Source organism: Psychrobacter sp., from assembly GCF_041554015.1.
GTDB lineage: Bacteria > Pseudomonadota > Gammaproteobacteria > Pseudomonadales > Moraxellaceae > Psychrobacter.
In genome coordinates, this window is record NZ_JBFFMS010000004.1 from 60812 (window position 1) to 83724 (window position 22913).

At 43.4% G+C, this 22913-nt stretch carries 18 protein-coding genes; 10 read left to right on the forward strand and 8 right to left on the reverse strand.

From position 1 onward, the window contains the following. The first annotated feature begins 275 nt into the window (after positions 1 to 275). A complete protein-coding gene (locus tag ABYU67_RS02460) occupies positions 276 to 1328 on the forward strand; it encodes a type IV pilus twitching motility protein PilT (protein ID WP_372843433.1) in 1053 nt (350 codons plus the stop codon). A 158-nt stretch (positions 1329 to 1486) separates the two neighbouring features. Beyond that, positions 1487 to 2608 (forward strand): PilT/PilU family type 4a pilus ATPase, encoded by a 1122-nt coding sequence (locus tag ABYU67_RS02465; RefSeq protein WP_372843434.1) that lies wholly within the window; start codon positions 1487 to 1489, stop codon positions 2606 to 2608. 103 nt (positions 2609 to 2711) lie between these two features. Here the strand turns inward: ABYU67_RS02465 and fur are convergent, their stop codons facing one another. Further along, positions 2712 to 3146: a ferric iron uptake transcriptional regulator gene (fur, locus tag ABYU67_RS02470; RefSeq protein WP_372843435.1), complete on the reverse strand. Its 435-nt coding sequence runs from the start codon at positions 3144 to 3146 to the stop codon at positions 2712 to 2714. Positions 3147 to 3468: 322 nt separating this feature from the next. On the opposite strand from fur, the gene ABYU67_RS02475 reads away from it, so the two are divergent. Next, positions 3469 to 3885 (forward strand): outer membrane protein assembly factor BamE, encoded by a 417-nt coding sequence (locus ABYU67_RS02475; protein WP_372843436.1) that lies wholly within the window; start codon positions 3469 to 3471, stop codon positions 3883 to 3885. 52 nt (positions 3886 to 3937) lie between these two features. Here the strand turns inward: ABYU67_RS02475 and ABYU67_RS02480 are convergent, their stop codons facing one another. The 4 genes from ABYU67_RS02480 to ABYU67_RS02495 all read right to left on the reverse strand — a co-directional run bounded on the left by ABYU67_RS02480 (position 3938) and on the right by ABYU67_RS02495 (position 7024). Then, positions 3938 to 4312, reverse strand: coding sequence for an RnfH family protein (locus tag ABYU67_RS02480; RefSeq protein ID WP_372843437.1), 375 nt, complete (start codon positions 4310 to 4312; stop codon positions 3938 to 3940). Further along, on the reverse strand, positions 4300 to 5442 hold the full coding sequence (locus tag ABYU67_RS02485; protein ID WP_372843438.1) for a hypothetical protein: 1143 nt from the start codon (positions 5440 to 5442) through the stop codon (positions 4300 to 4302). Before ABYU67_RS02485 ends, ABYU67_RS02480 begins: the two co-directional genes overlap by 13 nt. A gap of 231 nt (positions 5443 to 5673) precedes the next feature. Beyond that, positions 5674 to 6342 carry a cytochrome c gene (locus ABYU67_RS02490; protein ID WP_372843439.1) on the reverse strand — a complete coding sequence of 223 codons (669 nt, stop codon included), beginning with the start codon at positions 6340 to 6342 and terminating at the stop codon, positions 5674 to 5676. Between the two features lie 346 nt (positions 6343 to 6688). Beyond that, positions 6689 to 7024, reverse strand: coding sequence for a cytochrome c5 family protein (locus ABYU67_RS02495; protein WP_372843440.1), 336 nt, complete (start codon positions 7022 to 7024; stop codon positions 6689 to 6691). A 416-nt stretch (positions 7025 to 7440) separates the two neighbouring features. Between ABYU67_RS02495 and yihA the strand changes: the two genes are divergently transcribed. Beyond that, a complete protein-coding gene (yihA, locus tag ABYU67_RS02500; RefSeq protein ID WP_372843441.1) occupies positions 7441 to 8226 on the forward strand; it encodes a ribosome biogenesis GTP-binding protein YihA/YsxC in 786 nt (261 codons plus the stop codon). A gap of 100 nt (positions 8227 to 8326) precedes the next feature. Here yihA and ABYU67_RS02505 read toward each other — a convergent pair whose 3' ends face one another. Continuing rightward, entirely contained in the window at positions 8327 to 9034 is a 708-nt protein-coding gene (locus ABYU67_RS02505) for an HAD family hydrolase (protein ID WP_372843442.1), read from the reverse strand. Positions 9035 to 9165: 131 nt separating this feature from the next. Beyond that, positions 9166 to 10182 (reverse strand): RluA family pseudouridine synthase, encoded by a 1017-nt coding sequence (locus tag ABYU67_RS02510; RefSeq protein WP_372843443.1) that lies wholly within the window; start codon positions 10180 to 10182, stop codon positions 9166 to 9168. Between the two features lie 1224 nt (positions 10183 to 11406). On the opposite strand from ABYU67_RS02510, the gene ABYU67_RS02515 reads away from it, so the two are divergent. Beyond that, complete coding sequence (locus ABYU67_RS02515) at positions 11407 to 15630, forward strand: Rne/Rng family ribonuclease (RefSeq protein ID WP_372843444.1); 4224 nt, start codon at positions 11407 to 11409, stop codon at positions 15628 to 15630. Between the two features lie 138 nt (positions 15631 to 15768). Here ABYU67_RS02515 and ABYU67_RS02520 read toward each other — a convergent pair whose 3' ends face one another. Continuing rightward, positions 15769 to 16692: a DUF808 domain-containing protein gene (locus ABYU67_RS02520; RefSeq protein ID WP_372843445.1), complete on the reverse strand. Its 924-nt coding sequence runs from the start codon at positions 16690 to 16692 to the stop codon at positions 15769 to 15771. Between the two features lie 423 nt (positions 16693 to 17115). Here ABYU67_RS02520 and ABYU67_RS02525 point away from each other — a divergent pair, with 423 nt between their 5' ends. The 5 genes from ABYU67_RS02525 to ABYU67_RS02545 all read left to right on the forward strand — a co-directional run bounded on the left by ABYU67_RS02525 (position 17116) and on the right by ABYU67_RS02545 (position 22873). Then, positions 17116 to 17976 (forward strand): DsbC family protein, encoded by an 861-nt coding sequence (locus ABYU67_RS02525; RefSeq protein WP_372843446.1) that lies wholly within the window; start codon positions 17116 to 17118, stop codon positions 17974 to 17976. A gap of 204 nt (positions 17977 to 18180) precedes the next feature. Further along, positions 18181 to 19527: a homoserine dehydrogenase gene (locus ABYU67_RS02530; RefSeq protein ID WP_372843447.1), complete on the forward strand. Its 1347-nt coding sequence runs from the start codon at positions 18181 to 18183 to the stop codon at positions 19525 to 19527. A gap of 73 nt (positions 19528 to 19600) precedes the next feature. Beyond that, positions 19601 to 20782, forward strand: a complete 1182-nt coding sequence (locus ABYU67_RS02535; RefSeq protein ID WP_372843448.1) for an acetyl-CoA C-acyltransferase — start codon at positions 19601 to 19603, stop codon at positions 20780 to 20782. 377 nt (positions 20783 to 21159) lie between these two features. Continuing rightward, positions 21160 to 22008: a DUF2382 domain-containing protein gene (locus ABYU67_RS02540; RefSeq protein WP_372843449.1), complete on the forward strand. Its 849-nt coding sequence runs from the start codon at positions 21160 to 21162 to the stop codon at positions 22006 to 22008. Between the two features lie 211 nt (positions 22009 to 22219). Beyond that, the gene (locus tag ABYU67_RS02545; RefSeq protein WP_372843450.1) at positions 22220 to 22873 is read left to right on the forward strand and encodes a YsnF/AvaK domain-containing protein; all 654 of its coding nucleotides are present in this window, start codon (positions 22220 to 22222) and stop codon (positions 22871 to 22873) included. The last annotated feature ends 40 nt before the right edge of the window (positions 22874 to 22913 follow it).

Sequence of the window (22913 nt, forward strand, 5' to 3'; positions counted from 1 at the left end):
CTACATTGCTACGTTGCTACATTTCGGCGTAGAAAACCAGTCAGTCTATTTTTGCATTTTCTTCAGACAGTAGATGGTTAAATCGGTACAGTCTTGTTATGATATTGTTACATGGTTTAACATATACTACTAATATCTTTAAAAACAGTAACAATCATGATGAGTGCTAACCTACCTTAATGAGGTTGGCTCAAACACTGCCATATAACCTTGCTTGTCGTCTACTCTCTATGTTGATTTTGGCACACTTTATTTATTGATAGGAATATCCGATTATGGCTGAACAAAATTTAAGCATTGAAGATCTGCTGCGTTTTACCGTCAAGCATAAGGCTTCAGATTTACATATTTCAGCCGGTATGCCTGCGATGATTCGAGTCGATGGCGAGATGACGCGAATTAATATGCCAGAGATGAGCCACAAGGTGGTGCATCAGCTCATTTATGACATCATGAATGATAGACAACGAGCCGACTTTGAAGAGTTTTTTGAAACCGATTTTTCTTTTGAGATTCCAAATCTAGCCCGCTTTCGTGTTAACGCCTTTAACCAAAATCGCGGCGCTGGCGCGGTTTTTCGTACCATTCCATCCAAAGTTTTGACGATGGAAGATCTAGGTATGGGCGACGTATTTAAGCGTGTTTCAGACTTCAAACGTGGCGTAGTATTGGTCACAGGTCCAACCGGCTCAGGTAAGTCAACCACGCTTGCCGCCATGATTGATTATATCAATGAAAATCGTAAAGAGCATATCTTAACCATTGAAGACCCGATTGAATTTGTTCATGACTCCAAAAAGAGTTTGATTAATCAGCGTGAAGTCCACCGCGATACTTTAGGGTTCGAGCCAGCTCTGCGCTCAGCGTTGCGTGAAGATCCGGACGTTATCCTAGTCGGTGAGCTACGTGACCTTGAGACCATCCGCTTAGCTTTGACCGCCGCTGAAACCGGTCACTTAGTCTTTGGCACGTTGCACACCAGCTCTGCTGCCAAAACTATTGACCGTGTTATTGACGTCTTCCCTGCGGCTGAAAAAGACATGATTCGAGCGATGTTATCAGAATCGTTGCAAGCAGTCATCTCGCAAACGCTGCTACGCCGCCAGACAGGCGGGCGAATTGCCGCTCATGAGATTATGTTAGGGACACCCGCTATTCGTAACTTGATACGAGAAAATAAAATCGCCCAAATGTATTCTGCTATCCAAACCGGTGCTGGTGATGGCATGATCACCCTCGATCAAACCCTTAAAAATCTTGTAGCAAGAGGCACAATCAGTAAAGACGTTGCACGACCTTATGCCAAGCAGCCTGAAGCCTTTTTATAATATAAATATTATCAGGTATTCTGACTAAAGGCATATACTAATTATTGCCGCTATCTAAGCAATCATTTTTTAGGTTAATGGTCATCTTTTGCAAAAAAGTTTATTGCAGTGGGTTTCACGCTATTTATGGCACATTCTCTGGCACCTATAGGTACGTTATGGACATTGATAAGCTTTTACAATTGATGATTAATAAAAACGGCTCCGACCTTTTTATTACTGCTGATGTTGCCCCTTCTATGAAAATCAATGGCAAAATACTGCCCGTTGGTAAAACACCTTTGACGGCTGAACAAACCATGAGGCTGGTCAAAGGCGTTATGACTATCAATCAGCAAAAAGAGTTTGATGAGACCAATGAGTGTCAGTTTGCGATTACTGATCAGGCGCAGCAAGCCCGTTTTCGAGTAAGCGCCTTTATACAGCGCGATATGGCAGGAATGATTTTACGGAAAATCGAAAACAAAATCCCGACGGTTGAAGAGCTGCGCCTGCCACCAGCATTAAAAGAGCTGGCAATGAAGAAGCGCGGTATTATTTTATTGGTTGGTGCAACTGGTACGGGTAAATCGACCACCCTTGCTGCCATGATAGGACACCGCAATCAAAACTCTCACGGTCATATCATTACCATAGAAGACCCTATCGAGTTTGTTCATAAGCATCGCGGCTGTATTATTACTCAGCGCGAAGTCGGTATCGATACTCACTCTTTTGAAGCCGGTCTAAAAAACACCCTGCGCCAAGCACCTGACGTTATTTTGATTGGTGAGATTCGCAATCGCGAGGTTATGAGTTATGCGATTCAGTATGCTGAAACGGGGCATTTGGTCTTTGCAACCTTGCACGCCAATAACGCCAACCAAGCAATCGACCGCATTATTCACTTTTTTGAAACCAGTCGCCACAATCAGTTGTTTATGGATTTATCGCTGAATTTACAAGCCATTATCGCCCAACAATTGATTCCAACGCCTGATGGCAAAGGACGCCGCGCTGCTATCGAAATCTTGCTAAACTCACAGCTGATCAGCGATTATATCCGTAAAGGTGAGGTGCACGAAATCAAAGATGTCATGACACGCTCACGTGATAGCGGTATGCAGACATTTGACCAAGCGCTGTTTGATTTATATGAAAACGGAGAGATTACTTATAAAGAAGCGATTCTCCATGCAGACTCGCCTAATGATCTGCGCTTAAAAATTAAACTGAGCAGCAAAAATGGTAGCGCAAACTTAGATGAAGGTGCGGATAGCTTATCATTAGATATTACCTAATGAGATATCTGTAGCCACAGCCAGCATTTTCTATACCTAAAAAACCATTAAAAAAGCCCTCACAGATAATGAGGGCTTTTTTATCTTATCGAGATTTTAATGGTTACTTGACACTGTCTTTACAGGCTTGGTCATCACAGATACCGTATAGTACCAATGAGTGGCCAGATAGTTTAAAGCCATGCTCTGCTGCGACTTTAAGCTGCTCTTCTTCAATCACTTCATTATGAAATTCGACAATCTTACCGCAGTTGTCACAAACCAGATGGTCATGATGCTCTTCTTGGGTAATCTCAAACACTGATAAATTGTTTTCAAAGTTGTGGCGCTCGACAATGCCAGCTTGTTCAAACTGAGTCAGCACGCGATAAACGGTTGCCAAACCCACATCTTCGCCTTGCTCAATCAGTGCTTTATAAACCTCTTCTGCGCTCATATGATGCAGCTCTGCACTCTCAAGCAGCTCTAAAATTTTGATACGCGGTAACGTTACTTTTAGTCCCGCTCTACGTAAATCTTGGTTGGTAAAAGAAGCCATAATATCCCTTCTGACTATGAAAGTCTTAGCAAATAGGTTCAAAAAACATAAGGTGAATCATCATCAGTCGTGATGAATGGGTCATTACAAAAAATCATACTCATACAAAATCAGTCACTATCAAATGTATTTCCAGCACATTTTTTCTAAAAAATGACCATAAGCCTATGAATTTAAAATATAAATAATACATGACGCCAGAGAGCGCTTGGTAAATAATGTCGTAAGTGGTAGGCAATTGCAAGTAAATGACGTATCATTTATCCAAGATTGTCGGTAAGACCAGTATCTACTGTGTTTGGCCGTACCCAACCCATTTTTTATGAGTCATCTTACCATGATAAAGACCCTACATTTACGTCCGTTTCATTTTGCAAGTACCTTACGTAAGATTGTTATTACCAGTATATTGGGTGCCGCTGTTACTATGTCTGGCTGCTCGCTACTGAGTGTTTATAAGATTGATTTGCCACAAGGGACCCCTATTACTCAAACCCAAGCACAAAAATTACAAGTGGGTATGAATCAAAATCAGGTGCTTTATCTGCTTGGTAGCCCAGCAATTAGAGATACCCTAGAGCCAAACCGTTGGGACTATATTTATGACTATCAGGCAGGTACTGAAGGTCAACGTAAAGGTATCGCTGATGTCAAAAATGCCAGTCAACACCTAAAGATTTATTTTGATAAAAATGGCATCGTGACGAGCATTCAGGGTTTAGAGTCTCTTCCCAAATAATCCTTTTCACATAGACTGTTTTTGAATAACCGCTGCCATAGCGAGCTTCTTCTTATACTCGATATTTGCTTTTGCGCTGAGACATCGGATCAGCGCTTAGACTTCTATAGACCTCTACCCGATCAAACGGCTGCAACTGATAGCTGAGCGGCTGCTTTTGCGCATAGACGCCAACGTGCCAACGTTTGGCTATTGGCACTGCTACTTCTGCCATCTCATCACACCAGATCGCTAGTTCTTTAAACTGCGTTAACCATCCAGCTTGTTTTAGTGCTGCATACAAAGTGGTGCCATCAGAGACTTGTAAAGTTAAATAATGCTGCTTCTGCTCATCTTCTGCATAAGCTAGGTATACCGTTATCATAGCAGTCTGTGTAGCATGAGCCAGCTTATCAGCTCTACTGTCATCAGCTGTTAATTTAACCACTGCGTCACCCAACCTATCAAGGCCAATAACAGGGCTACCGGTACAATCAAACGTATCGCTACACGCCATAAATTATAAAAAGCTTCATTGCCAAAATTTAACGACTTACGCAAATGACTAATTTTCATCTGCCAGCCTGCAAAAATAGACAGCAATAATACGGCAATGGTACTGATGATGACGAGTAGACCCACTAGCCAACTTGTTGGAATGATCACCACCAATGCTATCGCTATGACAGCTGTTATGACCAAGCTGACTAATAGTCCAAACTTATGCGCTAGCTGCTGCGTACTATAATGTAGCAAGTAGCTGGCGACAAACAACACCCCTAACCAATATAGTAACTGTCCGATCGGCGGCAGCGCCATACCACTAATAAATAAAGCCACCATACCAACGAGTAACTGCAATATCCAAATTGGCAGTACCAACTTGGTTGCACGGTACTCTGTCACGCTATCAGCACGAGATGGTTTCTGTGCATCATGATAATCACTGCTCACCGCCGTTGTCGTTTGCTTGGTGACAAGGTTTTGACCAAACCAATATAAGCCTGTACCAGCGCCAACACTGACGAGCGCCAGTGCAACGGCTCGTGCCCACTCGCCCAGACTGACATTGGTCACTGCAAAGGTAATAGTAGGCAAACCATTTGCTAGCCCAAAACCTAAACCAACTAGCATTAGACCTAAACCAATCGGCAAAGGCGTGACACCCAATAAGCTTAACAACACGGCAATAAACATCAAACCTGCCGCAATAGCAAAATTTGGTATCTCAGGGGCGCTATTTAACTCTGTGAGCGCCGTTAATATGCCTGTGCCTGCTGCTGATATGACAAGCGCAGCAATGATGACAGATACCAGCGCCGCAAGCCAACCAAACCCACGCCATAAAGCGCTGGCATCTGCCTCTCGAGTGAGCTTTTGCATGCCCGCTAAAGGTGCTTCAGCACTACGATAAGCCAATGCTATCTCGGCATAAATGACAGGCAGGGAAACCAGTGTCATGGCTAATAACCACAATAGCCAGAAATCAATCTCACCAATTGATGCCGGTGCAAACCAGCGAAATAGCAATAATGGTAGCAGCGCTGCAATAAAATAAGAAGCATAGCGAATCATCATAATTTACATCCAAGCGATTCAAGGTGAGTGACATTGAGTCATATTAGTTAAGCATCAGATTAATATATAGCCGATTTATTTTTAAAAAATAAAACTCTACTAATAGGCCATTATATAAGGACTGACAGTTATAAAAAAACCCCGAAATCGGGGTTTAATAGCTTAGTTAAAACCAATATAGACGGTGCTTTTACTAAGACTAGCAGTAAAGCGCACCGGCTTTAGCTGTTATTAGTGAATAGCACTCACATAATCTGACAAGATACGAATATCACGATCTGACAGCTTAGAAGCAACAGTCTGCATCATGCCCATCTCGCCTTCTTTGGCTGCATCGTTGACACGCTTTTGCTCGTCGCTCTCGATATCGTCTACACGACCTGCGGCACGGAAAAGCTTTAACTGAGTGGCGATATATTCAGCATGCTGTCCACCCAAACGTGGGAATGCTGCCCATACGTTACCCGCTGCGTCTGGACCATGACAACCAGCACAGCCAATAACACCGCGCGACTTATCACCACCTAAAAACAACTTACTGGCTTCTTGCGTGGTTGCAGGATTACCAAATGCCACGCCCCAAGGTTTTTGGCTTGAGTAATAACCTGCGACGTTGGCTAAATCTTGCTGCGACAAATTGGCCACTTGCGACTGCATGATACCGTTTTTGCGGTAACCTGCTTTAAAGTTGACCAATTGCTTATATAGATATTTGACGTTTTGACCGCCAAGATTTGGCTGAGCTGGTACAGGGCTTACGCCATCAACACCATGACAAGCAGCGCAGACAGTTTCTGCGATTTGTTTGCCAGCATTAAGATCATATTCAGGAACAGTGATAGCAGCTTGTACGCTGAAACTTGCAACACATAAGCTGGCGGCAGCGATTAACTTTTTCATTGATACAAATCCTACTAACTCGATGTAAGCATTGTTTAGAGTGGTTGGATTATTTAGACGCGTTATATTCACAAAGCCATTATTGAGTCGCTAAGTCCTATATCTTACCGTCTTCATCACAAGCAGCCCGAAAGTACTTACTAATATCAGGGTTTATTTTGGATTATTATAGCAAGACTTTTTACTATTTGCCTACTTAATCGTAGCATTGGATAGTTTTCCTACTCATAGGCTCAGTATGAGCTTTATAAAAAACAAAAAGCGCAAAGAGGTTAAGACCTTTGCGCCTTAGTTATGTCTCTCGGTGTATGACCAATCAAGCCTTGATAGACATATACATCACTGACTATTTACTCATATACTCAATCAGCTTACGATAGTCATCGTTGCTACACTTGTCACAAAGACCACCAGCTGGCATCTGAATCATACCGTTTTTAACCGAACTAATCAGTGCAGGCATGCCTTTTTGCTTTATCAGCTGCTGCCATTTGGCACTATCGCCTTTTTTGATCGCATTTAGGGCACCGCTGTCATGACATGCAGCACAGGATTGATTATAAGTCGTTGCAATATCAGCTGCCCCTGCTCCAGTGATCATTGCTGCACTTATAATAAGCACGCTGACACTACTGGCCAAAAAGCGTTTACCTTTAGCGAAAATCATAGTCATTGATAACATAAGACACCTCCATTAGCTTATTCACCCAGACGCAAACGTCATTACTTCTGTGTTTTAACATCTGTAAATAGAGCTATTCTGCTAGAGATTGTAACAATATATGTCAAATTAATATATATGAATATAGTTTAACTTTGTTACTACCGCTTGATAAAGACGTGAATACTGTCTTATACGAATTTATCTCTAATGTAATTAATATGCGGCTAATAGTCGTTAATTCAATAACTAAGCGCATTAATAGTATAGAATAGTCAGTAATTCAAAACCCTTATTTTATGAAAGAATAATGATTGATTGTCAGTAGCCAAAGACGCTGTGCTATTGACCGATCAATGGCAAATATTTTGCTATTTTATATAAACTTTAAGTATCTAACTTTTAAGTATCTAAATTTTAACCGTAATGAGTCATTTATGAGTACCCCGTTCAATGATGTCGCCGCCAAACATGCGGCTTTTAATACCAAAGCCCGTCAGCGCATTCAGCAAACTGAATTTATGATGTCAGCACCAACTTTTCGTCTGTGCCCTGCCGATATAGGCTTAGAGGTGGCATTTGCTGGCCGCTCAAACGCTGGTAAGTCTTCTGCCATCAATGCGCTTACCAACCAGCGCCAACTGGCACGCTCCTCTAAAACGCCTGGTCGTACGCAGATGATTAACTTTTTTAATGTCGGTGATGCTGACAGACGCTTGGTAGATTTGCCAGGTTATGGTTATGCCGCTGTACCTATTGAGATGAAAAAAGAATGGCAGGTTGAGCTAGAAGAGTACTTGGTATCGCGCTCAAGCCTTGCAGGTCTGGTCTTGATGACTGATATTCGTCATCCATTAAAGTTCTTTGATGAGCAAATGCTACGTTGGGCGAAAGATGGCGAGCTGCCAGTTCATATCTTATTAACGAAATCAGACAAGCTAAAGTATGGTGCTTCTAAAAACGCGCTGCTGAATACCCGTAAACGACTCAAAGAGCTAGGTTTAAACTGTAGTATTCAGCTGTTTTCAGCCTTAAAAAAAGAAGGTCTCGATGAATTAGCAGGCGTGATGGGCAACTGGTACGAGTATCAGCTTGAAGCCGACAAAATTATCGAGTCCTCGTTTGCATTGCTAGAAGGCGCTGAGCTAGAAGATGCCATCCAACAGGATGCGCTTCAACAAGATCCTATCGAAAAAGACAGCTCGCAAGAACAAAGTAAATAAGTCTTAGTACCTTAAATAAAAAAGGGTTTATCGTTATGATCGATAAACTCTTTTTTATTGCTATTTTTTATTGCCATTTTTTATTCAGATGGATTTTTATTTAAGCACACAATAACTCAGCCAAGGCTTGCGGCGTATCAACCTGATACGTGGGCTGCTGTGCGGCAAGCTCAGCGCTGCTGGCAGTACCATAGTTGACCGCAATACTGGTCATGCCCAGACGGTTTGCCATTTGAATATCATAAATACTGTCACCGATAAAGACGGCATTAGAGACTTGCTGCTTGGTATGTTGCAAGATATCTGTCAACATTTGCGGGTCAGGTTTTGAGCCTGCCTCATCAGCACAGCGCGTCATAACGAAATAATGATGGCTGTCTGAGGCGTCCAATACCCGATCTAACCCTTTGCGTTTTTTGCCGGTGGCGACCGCAAGCTGACGATTTTGCTGCTGCAAGGTCTGTAGCATGCTCTCTATCGGCGCAAAAAACGGTGTACGCTGACTATTAGCAATATAGTAATCGGCGTAACTTTGCTGAATGAGCAGCTTTTGCTCAGCGCTCGCTTGTGGATATAAAAGCTCAATGCCTTTCATTAAGCTTAAGCCGATAATATCTTTGACGGCTTTATCAGTCGTTGTAAAACCATGTGCCTCGCCCGCTATGTGCATAGATTCAACAATCAAGCCAATCGAGTCCATCAAGGTGCCATCCCAATCAAATATGATTAAGGTCTTATCAGCTAAATGATGCGTGTTAGCTGATTGGCATGTATTAGTAGGGATTGTCATTGCAGCTGATTGGCTCATAATTTAACCTTCAAAATAATAAATGGTGAATAGCAAAACGTCACGCTGGCTTATATCTCATAAGCCAACGTGACGTTTGGGACTGATGCTTACTCTGAACAGCATCTAAATAAAGCGTGTGTAAGCAAAGCTTATTTAGGTAAGTTGGCTTTGATATCTTCTGGCAGCCAATCAAGCATCTCGTCTGGTAAAGGCGCTGTGATGGTCTCATAACCAGGAATATCCAAACGCCACGCATGTAGGCACAGACGATGTACACCAGATTTGTCATGCACATGATATTTATCATCGCCTAAGATAGCATGACCAATGTGGGCTAAATGCACCCGAATCTGATGGGTACGTCCTGTAAGCGGCTTAGCTTCGATCAGACTGACAGGCTGCTCAGCAATCATAAAGCGACCATGAACGACGATATCAGTCTGACTCTCTTTGGTTTGCGGGTCTTGCGTATCTACTTTGACGCGGCGCTCACCGCTTGCCAGCGTATAACGCAGTAATGAGGCATCAATACGCTGCTCATTGAGCGCAGGCTGACCTTTTGCAATACACAAATAATGCTTTTGAATTGTTTTATCAACCAGATGCTGCTGCAATACTTTCAGCGCTGAGCGTTTTTTGGAGATCATCAACAGACCTGATGTGTCTTTGTCGATACGATGCACAAGCTCTAGATATTTTTTGCCTGTGACTTCACGCATGGCTTCGATGACGCCAAAATCAAGACCACTACCGCCATGAACCGCGATACCTGATGGTTTGTTGAGCACAATCAAGCCTTCATCTTCATAGACCACACGCGCCAATAAACTTTTGGCAAATTCGGTACTGATAATAGGTTTTTCGCGCGTAGCAAGTACCACTGGCGCAATCCGTACCACGTCTTCACGCTGCACTCTGTCATGCGCTTTACAGCGCTTATTATTGACACGCACTTCATCTGAGCGAATCATTTTATAAATATGCGGCTTTGGCAGCCCTTTTAAGCGATTCAGCAAAAAATTGTCCAAGCGCTGGTCGTGCTGATGACGCGTGACTTCAAGGTAATTAACCTTACCGAAGTTGCTAATCTCATCATCCGCACTTTGTGGGCGCGTTTTGCTATTAAAGATGGCTGGCGCTTCGTGGATAGGTTCGTCGTTTGTCATTTTTGAGTTCGTCATTTTTAGTTAGGCAATTACATAAAGATTTGTTATAGTTTAGCATGTTGAGCGCCAATTAAGCAGAGGCTGGAACAATAATTCATTGCTAATAAATTGTTGTTTTCGGTGGAAAATATCGATTTTATGGCTAGCTAATCCCTTGTCCATACAATCGACTGACTCATATAACCTATGCAAGCTCGGCGCTTCATCTGATTTTAAGGGTGTTATAGCAACAGATATACTTTATAATACCTGATAGATTGAAAGAACATGACTGATATTTATCAGTAAAAAATTATTTTTTAGTACCAATTGTTTATTGTTATAAAGCATTTCTTACAGAATATTGTGACAATAGATAGATAATATCGACTTGATAAATACGGCATTAGCTCTTTATTAAGCGATAACCAACCCGATACCCTTTACTCACTACCCGCATGATAACGACTTGATTTGATGATTTATTATCTAACAGTTCTTTAGCCGCGCGCAGTTGAGCAAGTATGGGTGGTTAAGAGCGCAATCGAGAATCAGCACTAAGCATCTCGATAACTGCCTGAGTATTGGCGGTCAAACAGAGGACGATAAGTAGGATAAACATGAGACACCGTGCCGATAAGCCGGTCATTTATTCTGTTTGCCAAGTACGCCCCGCTGATGACTAACGCAGCAAGAACTCGCTTTGAGACACCCAAGATATTGTTAACGTTATAACCAAAAGAACGATAAATAAAGAATGACCAATTGCTTGACCTAGATGGATAACCGCTGAGCTGTATTATTTTATAGAGTTTTATTTTATATGTAGCCGACAGCGATATGATTGCTAGACCTTGATTGATGATGTGACAGCACGATGCTTTTTTGGTATCAGTAATGCCTTTATATATCAGTAACCAGCCGCCGCTATGACGTAAAAGCAAAGTGTGCTGACCATCCAACTGGTTCCAAATACTGATAATAAACAATCACTAACCTGCTTATGCATTGATCTTTATAACAAGCCTGCTGACTTTGAGATATAGACATAGCCTTACACCCTATCCTTTTTATATCCCTATCAGCACTACTGGTTCAGAGTTAAGCTTTTATGTGCTTTATACTCTTACTTTACGTTCTGCCGTTAACCAACATCTGCTCATGCTAGTTTTATTATTAGCAGCGCTTGCCAATTAGCCCTAAAGCCTGTCCTGTCGTTATTATGCGTACTCATAGGAAACTATTATGAAACGCATTTTAATCAACGCTACCCAAAACGAAGAAATTCGTGTTGCCCTTTGTAAAGGCAATCATCTGTACGATTTCGATCTTGAAAACCGTACCCGCGAACAGAAAAAATCCAACATCTATAAAGGTCATGTGACCCGTGTCGAGCCATCGCTTGAGGCGGTATTTGTCGAATATGGCTCACAGCGTCAAGGTTTTTTGCCGATTCGTGAAATCTCTGCCGAGTATTTAAGCGGCAATCCACGTGATGAGAACATCAAAAAGCTGATCAAAGAAGGTGACGAGCTCATCGTCCAAGTGGAAAAAGAAGAGCGCGGCAATAAAGGCGCTGCCTTATCCACTTATGTGTCATTGGCTGGTCGCTATCTGGTATTGATGCCAAACAACCCTCGCGGCGGTGGTATCTCGCGTCAAATCTCGGGCAAACTGCGTGAAGATATGAAGCGCATGCTTGGCAGTTTAGATCTGCCAAAAGGCATGAGTGTCATCATTCGTACCGCTGGTATCGGTAAAACCCAAGAAGACTTGCAGCATGATTTAAACCATTTGCTAAACATCTGGCAAGCCATCCAAGAACAAAATCAAAAATATCCTTCACCGCGCTTAGTCCATCAAGAAGCAGGTGTGGTAACGCGTGCTGTCCGTGACTATCTACGTGATGATATTTCTGAGATTTGGATTGATAATGAAAACGCTTATATTGAAGCGGCGGGTTTTATCGATGCTGTGATGCCAAAACAGGCTGAAAAGCTGCGTAAATATACTGATTATGAGCCGATGTTTTCACGCTTTAACATCGAAAAACAGATTGAAACCGCCTATCAGCGTGAAGTGCGTCTGCCATCAGGTGGCTCAATCGTCATCGATCAGACAGAAGCCTTGGTGTCTATCGATATCAACTCAGCAAAATCAACCAAAGGTTCAGACGTTGCTGAAACCGCCTATCATACCAATCTAGAAGCCGCTGACGAGATTGCCCGTCAATTGCGCCTGCGCGATATGGGTGGCTTGATTGTCATTGATTTTATTGATATGAATGATAACAAGCATCAAAAAGAGGTTGAGAAGCGTCTGATTGATGCGACCAAATATGACCGCGCCCGCGTCCAGTTTGGTGATATCTCAAAATTTGGCTTGATGGAGATGAGCCGTCAGCGTTTGCGTCCGTCACTCGAAGAATCAACCGGTTATATCTGCCCTCGCTGTCATGGCAACGGCATGATTCGTGATTTGCGTTCATTGTCATTATCAATTATGCGTCAGATTGAGCAAATTGCGCTAAAAGAGCGTCAAGGTGAAGTACAAGCTGAAGTGCCGACTGATATCGCAGCGTTCTTGTTAAATGAGAAACGCGATAGCCTAGTCTATCTAGAGCAAGACAGTGGTACGCGTATCACCATCTTGCCACATGCACATTTAGAATCACCAAACTTCAAACTACATTTTAACCGTGATGGCTTTGCCCCATCGAGCTATGAGCGTATCACCGATACCCAGTTACAAGAGCATAGCGAGCTTGGTTATAACGTTGATTGGCAAACGGCTGATTCAGTGCGCCCTGAGCAGCAGCCAACCCGTCAGCCGCGTCAAGGTTCTGATAACAACACTGGCAGTCAAGCGCAGCCTCGTAGTAACGTGCCTCAAAGCACGCCTAAGCCGCAGCAGAATAATATCAGTCACAGCAATGAGCATCGTAGTAATAATAGCGATGTGACATCAGCGCGTGCCCCGCAAGCTCAGCAAGCTAGTAGCTCTCAAAATACAGCAAGCTCTGCAGCACCAGTAACACCACAGCCTACGGCTACTGCGCAGCCGCAAGCCGTTGCTTGGTTGTCTAATTTATTTGCCCAAGCACCGCAAGCTCAAACCACCTCAAGTGTCAGTAGCCGCGACGCGGCTGAAGCTATCGAAGCCTTGGTCAATACGGGAGCACAAAGTCTAGGCTCATTCGGTCAAGTGGATAATACCGCTTTAGCGAACCATGACAATAGCCACACTACGGCAGCTCCTCAGCAAGACAGTAATCAGAAAAACAGTCAGAATCGTCAACAGCCACGTCCTGCTGAGAGTAATGCTGACGATAATAGCGACGCTGAAGAGAGAAGAAAGCGTAAGCCGCGTAAGTCAAGACCTTCTAAGCCGCGCCACAGAAAAGAGCAGGCTGATGATGTTGACAACAATGCTGCCAGTAATGCTACTAGCAATACGACTGACAGCAGCGCTGGCTCTGATGACAAAGCTGACAAAGTTGATAACCAAGATAAACGTCAGCAGGATAACAGACGTCATAGCGATCGTAATCGCAACAACCGTCAACAGAGCAATCGCCATACCAGTGAAGACAATGCTAGTATGAGCAGTGCTAGTACAAGCAGTACCAGTGATAGCAGTCATGCTGACAGCACTCATAACGTGAATGATGACCAAACGCGCACTAAACGCAAATCTAACAGCCAACGTGGATCACGCGGTAAGCTTGAGCGCGGTGAAACATTAACCGCCACTGACTCGAAGCAAAATAGTGACCATGCCGCTAAAAATGCTAACGCTAGCAAAAATCAAGCTAATGCGCGACGCAGCCAAGACCCTAATGAAGTGGTATTGCAGGTGAATGAAGCGGCTAGTGAGCTTAAATCACCAGAGGTTGTCCACTTGTCGTTAGATGACAGCAAGTCTAGCGCACGCCAAGCGACTCGTAAGCAAGCAGCAACTGAGAAGCCTGCTGATGCTGAAAAAGAGTATCCAAAAAATACTCATGAGCAGCGGGTGGATCAGCAAAAATCAGTTGACGAAAAACCAGCACCGCATATCGCTAAGCCTACCGATATCAGCAGCGACGACGCTGACAAAGCCCAGCAAAGCAATGTTCAAGCTGAGACTACGGACGAAAGCATAGCCAAAGCCCAAGTCGATACGGCTCAGGTTGATAAGATAGAAAAAGGCACTAGCAATGCCAAACCTGCTGATAAAAAAGCTACTGTAGATGAGCAAGCGACTGTAAATAGCAGCACGAGCAGTAAAGCTGAGACTACTGTATCAGCTCAAGAGGTGCTGGCGGTACAAGAAGAAAAAGTGGCGCCTATTGAGAGCAATCAGAAAGCTGATGTTACTGCCAATACTGCAGAGGATAACGTGGTCGTCGCCTCTCATAAAGTTGCTGCTGAGGATAGTAGCAGTCAGGTAGCGCTTAAACTTAGCCATGATGATTTATTTGCTGAACGCTACATCACAGCCAATAAGTTTGGTCAAGCCAGTAATGACCCACGCGTGGTACGTCTTAAACAGGTGCAATCATCTAATGTTAAAGCGTCTCAGGCAAATGAGCAGGATGCGCAAGCTACTGTGAGCGCGCCAATCATTCGTGGCACGGTTGGTGAGTTTATCCGTGCAACGTTAGCAGAGGCAGAAAATCGCTTAGCGACAGATGGCGTCATCAGCTGCTTTAACGCGGCTATCGCTATGCATCTAAAGCAGACGCAGGTTAAAGGTAAGGCTGACCAAAAAGCTACTATTCAACCCATCGCCCATAGTGAGTTTAATTTTAGCAACTATGGCTATCAGCCTTTGGCAGCGGATTACATCGAACGTTTTAAGTCAATGACACAAGCCGTTAGTCAATTTGCCGCAGCTCAAGGTAAAACTACTGTAGAGCCACGAGCTATTAGCAAGCGTGCCAGCAATGATCCACGTGGTCAGCATCCTGACTATAAGGAATCAGCGGCATTAACAACTGTTGCTAATGATGTCAAAAATGCGTTGGTGCAAACTGTGAGCGATAGTGCTGCACCAGAAGCTGAAGCCGATGCGCTAGCAAATGAAGCTCAGACAGACGCCGTCAGCGATCAAAGCAAGCAGCTGTTAGAGAGCGAGCAAGCGCTTGCAGACGTAGATACCGTGCAAGCTAATGTCGAAGGTACTGATATCGACGCGGCTGAGGTGACAAAGGTGACTGCTGAGCAAAGTGGAACTGTGCAAGATGCTGAATCAACAGGAGCGACTTCTCTGAAAGAGGACAGTCAAGCAGCTAAGTCAAAAACGACCATCGCCAGTTATAAAAACATGATCGAAAATGTGGCGGAGCAATTGCTACCACAAAAAGGCATGTTCAACTTAACAACGCCTAAAGTGCCAAAGGCGCGCGCGCGCAAGCCAAAAGCTGAGCATAAAAAGCCGACGCAAGCTGAAAAGATAGAATCTGATACTTCAGATACAGAGAGCTAATGGTTAATTACTCTGTCTAAAAGGCAAAAGCCCCAAAGTTGTTAGCAACTTTGGGGCTTTTTATCATTATCATGTAAATAAAGCTGATTATTTAAGCATCGATGAGCTATGGGTAGTCATAGAAACCATAGACCGTTATTAATGTGCTGCCGATTCATCTTTGTTGCGCATTTTACCAATAACCGTTAACAGACCAACGATAATCGCGCCAATAATAAAGCCAATCACACCATTTAACAAGGCGGTAGTAAAGCTTTCAAAGATACCTGTCAGATGGGCAATGTCTTCAACACCATGATGTAAGAAATTAATGCCGTGTACTAAAATACCACCACCAACTAAGAACATCGCCAAAGTACCAGCGATAGATAAAAATTTCATTAATTTGGGCGCTGCAGCAAATAAAACCTTACCGACCTTTTGCGTAAATGCGCCGTCTTTCTCCATCATATGTAGACCGACATCATCAATCTTGACAATGCCTGCCACCAAACCATAGATACCGACCGTAATAGCAACCGCTAAAAGAGACAGTACCAAACTGCGCTCTAGCAAGGTTGCGCTAGCCGTTGCCCCCAGTGCAATCACAATGATTTCTGCTGATAAAATAAAATCGGTACGTATTGCCCCTTTGATTTTCTCTTTTTCAAAAGCAACCAAATCCACCTTTTCGTCCGCATTGGCTTTACGACGAGCTTCTTGCTCTTCATCATGCGGCAAAGCATGTGGCCAAAAGCGGTGAATAACTTTTTCCGCCCCTTCATATACCAAAAACAACCCACCACACATCAATAAAAACGTAATTAATGGCGGGTAAATAGCACTGATCAGTAACGCCGCTGGCACCAAGATAAGCTTATTGATAAATGAGCCTTTGGCAACCGCCCAAACAACGGGAAGCTCACGGTTTGCTTTGACGCCTGAGACTTGCTCAGCGTTAAGCGCTAAATCATCACCCAGTACCCCTGCTGTTTTTTTAGCAGCAAGTTTAGTCATGACTGAGACATCATCTAAGATTACGCTGATATCATCAAGTAAGGTTAATAAACTGGCACCTGCCATAGTTGCTCCTTAAGCGAACATTGCTTCAATAAGTAAATTTTCAAATAACAGATCACTCTGTCATAACAGTGGGTCCATCAAAAAGTACAGTTAAAAAATACAGTTATAAGCAGTAGCCTACCTAGACATAAAATGATATGACATAGCACAAATGTATTTTATTTATATTTTCTTAACGAATAGCTACAAATTGTGTATTTAATAAGCCGCTGATATAGGCTTTCGCGGTTATTTAGAAAAATATGCTAGTATGGGGCTGATGACTGCTTATCGTGTATGATCAATAAATTGTAAACAGCGATTTAAATTTAGCACCATTTATGACTCGATCTAGTCGACATATTAGATTAAGACTCCAACAACCATCCGTATTTTTTGCTACCAAAATCTTGATTAGGCATGACCGCCTAAAGGAAACATCCTATGTTCTTAGCGCCTTTTTCTAAAACCAAGCTTAACCGTGATAAATTCTCTCGCAGTCCTCTTACGCGCGTTATGAGTGCAGCCTTACTGGTTATCATTGCAGCCGGCTGCTCTAATAATGCAGCGGATGCGACCAGCAATACAGATCTTGTCAATAGCAGCAAAGCCAAAAACAGCGCTGCTGCGGTTTCTAAGGACAGCGATGCTAAGGTAGTAAAATCTTTGCAAGCCAATTTAAAATCCTCTGGTATTGAAGAGACTATCCTCTCAGCGGTACCAACCGATATGGCTGATATCTATTGGGTCACGGCTGAAGGGCTGCCTTCTTTTTTTACCGATAAGGCGGGCAAACATATTATTCAAGGGCAAATCATCGCAGTTGGCGCAGAAACACCGGTAGATATTAGTGCCCCACTGGTGGCCAGTACCGCTCAAAAAGCGCTAAAAGCAGTCGACAAAAAGGATATGGTGATTTATCCGGCAACAGGCACGACTAAAGCGGTTGTTTATTCATTTACTGATGCAGATTGTCCTTATTGCACCAAGCTCCATGAAGAGATGGCTGATATTAATGCGCGCGGTATCGAGGTACGTTACTTGGCATGGCCACGTAGTCAAGAGTCGGTGCCAAAGATGGAGGCTATTTGGTGCAGTCAAGACCGTAAGGCTGCTATGGATCAGGGGAAGGCTGGCGCCAACGTACAAGCGCCTAGCTGTAACAGCCCTGTACAATCGCAAATGGCACTTGGTAGAAGCCTTGGCGTCAATGGTACGCCTGCTATCTTTACTGAGTCGGGACAGCAAATCGGTGGGTATTTACCAGCTGCGCAATTGGCACAAACAGCGATTGATGCAAGCTAGTTATCTTCCCTGATATTGCTGACTTTGGCGACAGTGAGTTTGTGTAGACGTCACAACTGCTTATCGGTATGATAGGATAAAGCGCTAGGCAAGCTTAGCCATATAGTTTCTATATAAGCGCTTCTTTATGTTAGAGATTCTTGTCGTTTCAAGATCCTTCATAACCGCGCTTTTTATCCCACTATTTAATCTCTTGAGGATCCTGTGAGCAAATCCATCAAACTAGCGATACTTGGTTTAGGCACCGTCGGAACGGGTGTGGTCAATCTAATCAATGATAATTTAGATGAACTAAAACGTCGTAGCGGACGCGACATTGTGATTACCGAAGTTGGTATTCGTCGTCAGCGTGATGATATTGATCCTAATATTATGCAAAACAGTGATTTGATGGCAACCGCTGCCAGTGACAATGTCGATATTGTCATCGAAGTGATTGGCGGTACGACCCTTGCAAAAGACGTGATCATGCATGCCATTAAAAACGGCAAACATGTCGTGACTGCCAATAAAGCGTTACTCGCTGAGCATGGCAATGAGATTTTTGCCTTTGCTGAACAGCATAACGTCCATGTCGCCTATGAAGCGGCGGTAGCAGGCGGTATTCCAATTATTAAAGTCATGCGTGAAGGCTTGGCTGCTAACAAAATTGAATGGCTGGCTGGTATCATCAATGGTACGGGCAACTTTATCATGACAGAGATGCGCGATAAAGGTCGCCCGTTTGCCGATGTACTGAGCGAAGCACAAGCGCTTGGCTATGCTGAAGCTGATCCTACGTTTGACGTTGAAGGTATCGATGCTGCGCACAAGTTGGCGCTCCTTGCCTCTATCGCCTTTGGTATCCCACTGCAATTCGATAAAGTCTACTGTGAAGGTATCACGGGTATTACTTTACAAGATGTCAATTACGCTGAAGAGCTTGGTTATCGTATCAAGCATTTAGGTTTCGCTGTTCGCCGTGCGGGCAATGGCAGCGGTGACGATAGTGCCGGTATTGAGCTGCGCGTACACCCTACACTGATTCCACAAAACGCCCTACTTGCCAATGTAAATGGCGTAAAAAATGCGGTGTTGGTGAACTCTCACCCTCTTGGGCAAACGTTATATTGCGGTGATGGTGCAGGTGCTGGCGCAACCGCTTCTGCAGTGATGGCAGATGTGATGGATTTGGTGCGGGTATTAGGATGTAAAGATGCCGACCAACAAAACAGCAATGGTCATCACGTACCGCACTTAGCTTTTATTCCTGAAAAACTGTCAGATACGCCGATATTGCGTGCTGAGCAAATGATCACCGGATACTACCTGCGTGTCCATGCGTACGATAGCCCTGGGGTATTGGCAGATATCACTCGCATCTTAAGTGATGCTGGTATCAATATCGATGCTATTTTACAAAAACCTGCGCATAAGCTTGGGCAAGTACCAGTGATTATTTTAACGCTGCCGGTGGTTGAGAGTCAGATGAATCTTGCCATCGAAAAAATTGAAAAGTTAGACACCATTACTGATAAAGTAGTACGCATCCGCTTAGATGAGCTGGCATAAACACGCTCTTTAAATAGACGCTCTTTAATCAGTCAGATAGTTTGGATTAAAATACCTAAAAAAGGAAAGAACAATGTCACATGATGCAATTGTAATCTTAAACGGCGCTCGCACCCCAATGGGCGGCTTTCAAGGCGCACTAACAGACGTAAGCGCCACCGATTTGGGCGCCACTGCTATCAAAGCAGCCGTTGCGCGTTCAGGCGTCAATATTGATAATATTGATGAAGTTATTATGGGTTGTATCCTAACCGCAGGTTTGGGTCAAGGTCCTGCGCGTCAAGCAATGCGTAAAGCAGGTTTATCTGATGCAACGGGCGCCGTTACGATCAATAAACTGTGCGGTTCAGGTCTAAAAGCAGTCATGCAAGCGCATGACGGTATCAAAGCCGGCAGCTTTAAAGTTGCTGTCGCGGGTGGTATGGAATCAATGACCAACGCGCCTTATATCATGCCAGGTTCGCGCGGCGGCTACCGTATGGGACATAAAGAAGTCAAAGACCATATGTTCTTAGACGGTCTTGAAGATGCTGATACCGGTAAGCTGATGGGTCAATTTGCGCAAGAAATGGCAGATGAAAAAGGCTATACGCGCGAGAAAATGGATGATTTTGCTATTGAGTCACTAAATCGTGCCCTCACAGCTATCAAAGACAATCATTTTAAAGATGAGATTGAACCAGTTACGTTCAAGACCCGTAAAGGTGAGCAAACGGTTGATACCGATGAGCAGCCAGCTCTTGCCAATGCTGAACGCATCCCTACTCTGCGTCCTGCCTTTGCAAAAGACGGTACCATCACCGCAGCAAATGCCAGCTCTATCTCAGACGGCGCAGCAGCCGTGGTACTGATGAAAGAGTCACAAGCCAAAGAAGAAGGTCTAGATTATCAGGCGCGTATCATTGCGACCGCCTCTAACTCTCGTCATCCAAGTGAGTTTACCATTGCCCCTGTTGGTGCGATTGAAAAAGTATTGGCAAATGCTGGCTGGTCAATTGCTGACGTCGATCTATGGGAGATCAACGAAGCGTTTGCTATGGTTACGATGGCGGCGATGGATGAGCTAAACATCGACCATGCTAAGGTAAATATCGAAGGCGGTGCTTGTGCCTTAGGTCACCCAGTTGGCTGTTCAGGTGCGCGTATCCTAGTAACACTGATCAATTCTCTAAAACGTACTGGCGGTAAAAAAGGCGTTGCTACCCTATGTATCGGTGGCGGTGAAGCCGTAGCCGTAGCAATTGAGCTTGCTTAAGTTATTTTAAAGCTTTTATATACTATAAGTATTTAATCTACTTCAAAATCTAAAAACCGTATTGCTAACAGCAATACGGTTTTTTATGTCCAAGAGATGACCAACCGTCTAAAAGAGTGTCTGCGTAAGAAAGCCTTAACCTAAGGTTATATAGTGAGTATGACCTTTACAGCCTCTTACACACCATTACGTCAAGCGCACACTTTGCTACCTTGCTTATATATCTCGCGTTAAATCGTCCTGTTAGGATAATAACAAGTCGAGAGCGCGACTGGCTATATAAATATGATTGAACCGTTTGTTGACCAAGGTTCATATAAGAATATCTACAATCTATTTTATAAAAACAAATTTACTCATACAAAAGGAAGATAATAATGAGCCAACTTATTCGTTTAAGAGATATCCAAGCAACGCATCGTGATTTAATTGGTGATGACTATTACGATCCAACTGGCAAAACAGCTTTTGGTGTTAATGAAGAAAAAATCGGCAAAATAGAAGGTGCCTTGGTAGAAGATACTACTGGTCGTATTCGCTACTTGATCGTTGATGCAGGTGGCTGGTTTAGCTCAAAAGAAGTCCTTGTCCCAGCGGGTTTGGCACGTATTGTTGGTGATGACGTATTCTTTGATAGTTTGACTAAGTCGCAGGTAGAAGCGATGGAAGTCTATGACCATGATTATCAATATAGCTATAAAGAGCAATATGAGCGAGACCGTCAGGCATTTGTCGCAGATAGCGTTCCAGAAGCTGAGCGTATGGAAATCGCCGACCATAATTATGATGCGCCAAATACTTTAGAATTATTAGAAGAGCGTTTGACGGTTAATAAAGATCGCATCGTAGCAGGCTTGGTAAAAGTCGGTAAACATGTCGTGACTGAAGAGCGCAATGTCAATGTCGATTTAGAAGAAGAGCATGCCAACATTGAACGTACCAATGTCAATCGTCCGACAGACCGCCGTATCGGTGATATCGATGGCCGTGAAACCATCGAAGTTGAGCTAGAGGCTGAGCGTGCTCATGTTAATAAAGAGACTTATGTCACAGAAGAGGTGAATGTTGGTAAGACGACAGAGCGCCATACTGAGACTATTGTAGATACCATTCAGCGTGAAGAGTTAGATGTCGATAATGATGGTAATGTGATTGATCGTGATGGTAATTTGTTTACCCGTGATGATATTACCGCTGAAGATGTACGCCGCGCTCGTGGTATGTAACAGGCATGGCACACGTATGGTGCTATCTTCTAAGGTTTTATTAAATAATGTTTATTAAGTAGTACTTGTAACTAGTTTTACACTATTTGGTTATACACCTGTTTTCATCAATACCATACGACAGCCTTTAGCCGCTGAGTCATTTACTCAGTAGATAAGATCAGAGCTCGTCTCTGGTCTTTTTTTATATATAACAATAAGGACAATGACCATGAATGCTAATAATGAAAATAACTATCCGAATGCCAACTATCCTGACTTTACAGCTACGACCGCAAGCGATGCTCAAGATGATTCAACGTTATCTGAGCAAAGTCAAAAGCAATCAATAATAGGTAAGCAACAAGACCCTCTTTTAGAAAATTCAACCGATACTAATAACCGCGATGGTGGCTACCTAGAATTATTAGAAGAGCGACCAGTGGTCAATAAAGAGCGTTTGGATGTGGGCAAAGTCACCGTTACCAAACATTTTCGCACCAAAACTATCGATGTGCCTATTGAGCTAATAGAAGAATACATCACCGTACGTACAGAGTATCAAGATACGCAAAGTCAGGATTTATTATCAGAAAACTATGATGATAAAGACATACTGCGCCATGTGGAGCCATCATTAGATAGTAAAGCCGTCGTTACGATCAATGGCAACCAAGTTGAGATTGGCGATGCACCCATCGAAATTGTTTTGTCACGTCAAATTGCAACTATTACTAAAGATACCTACGTCGTCCAAGAAGTCGCCATTGAAAAGACTACCCATACGCATACTGATAGTATAGAAGTAGAGCTAAAACATGAAGAGCTTGACGTTACTGAAGAAGGGTTTTTGGCGCATGATCAACATAAGGCTCATAAAAGATAAATAATACATTTATATTTAAAAAATAAAAAGCAACGCGAAC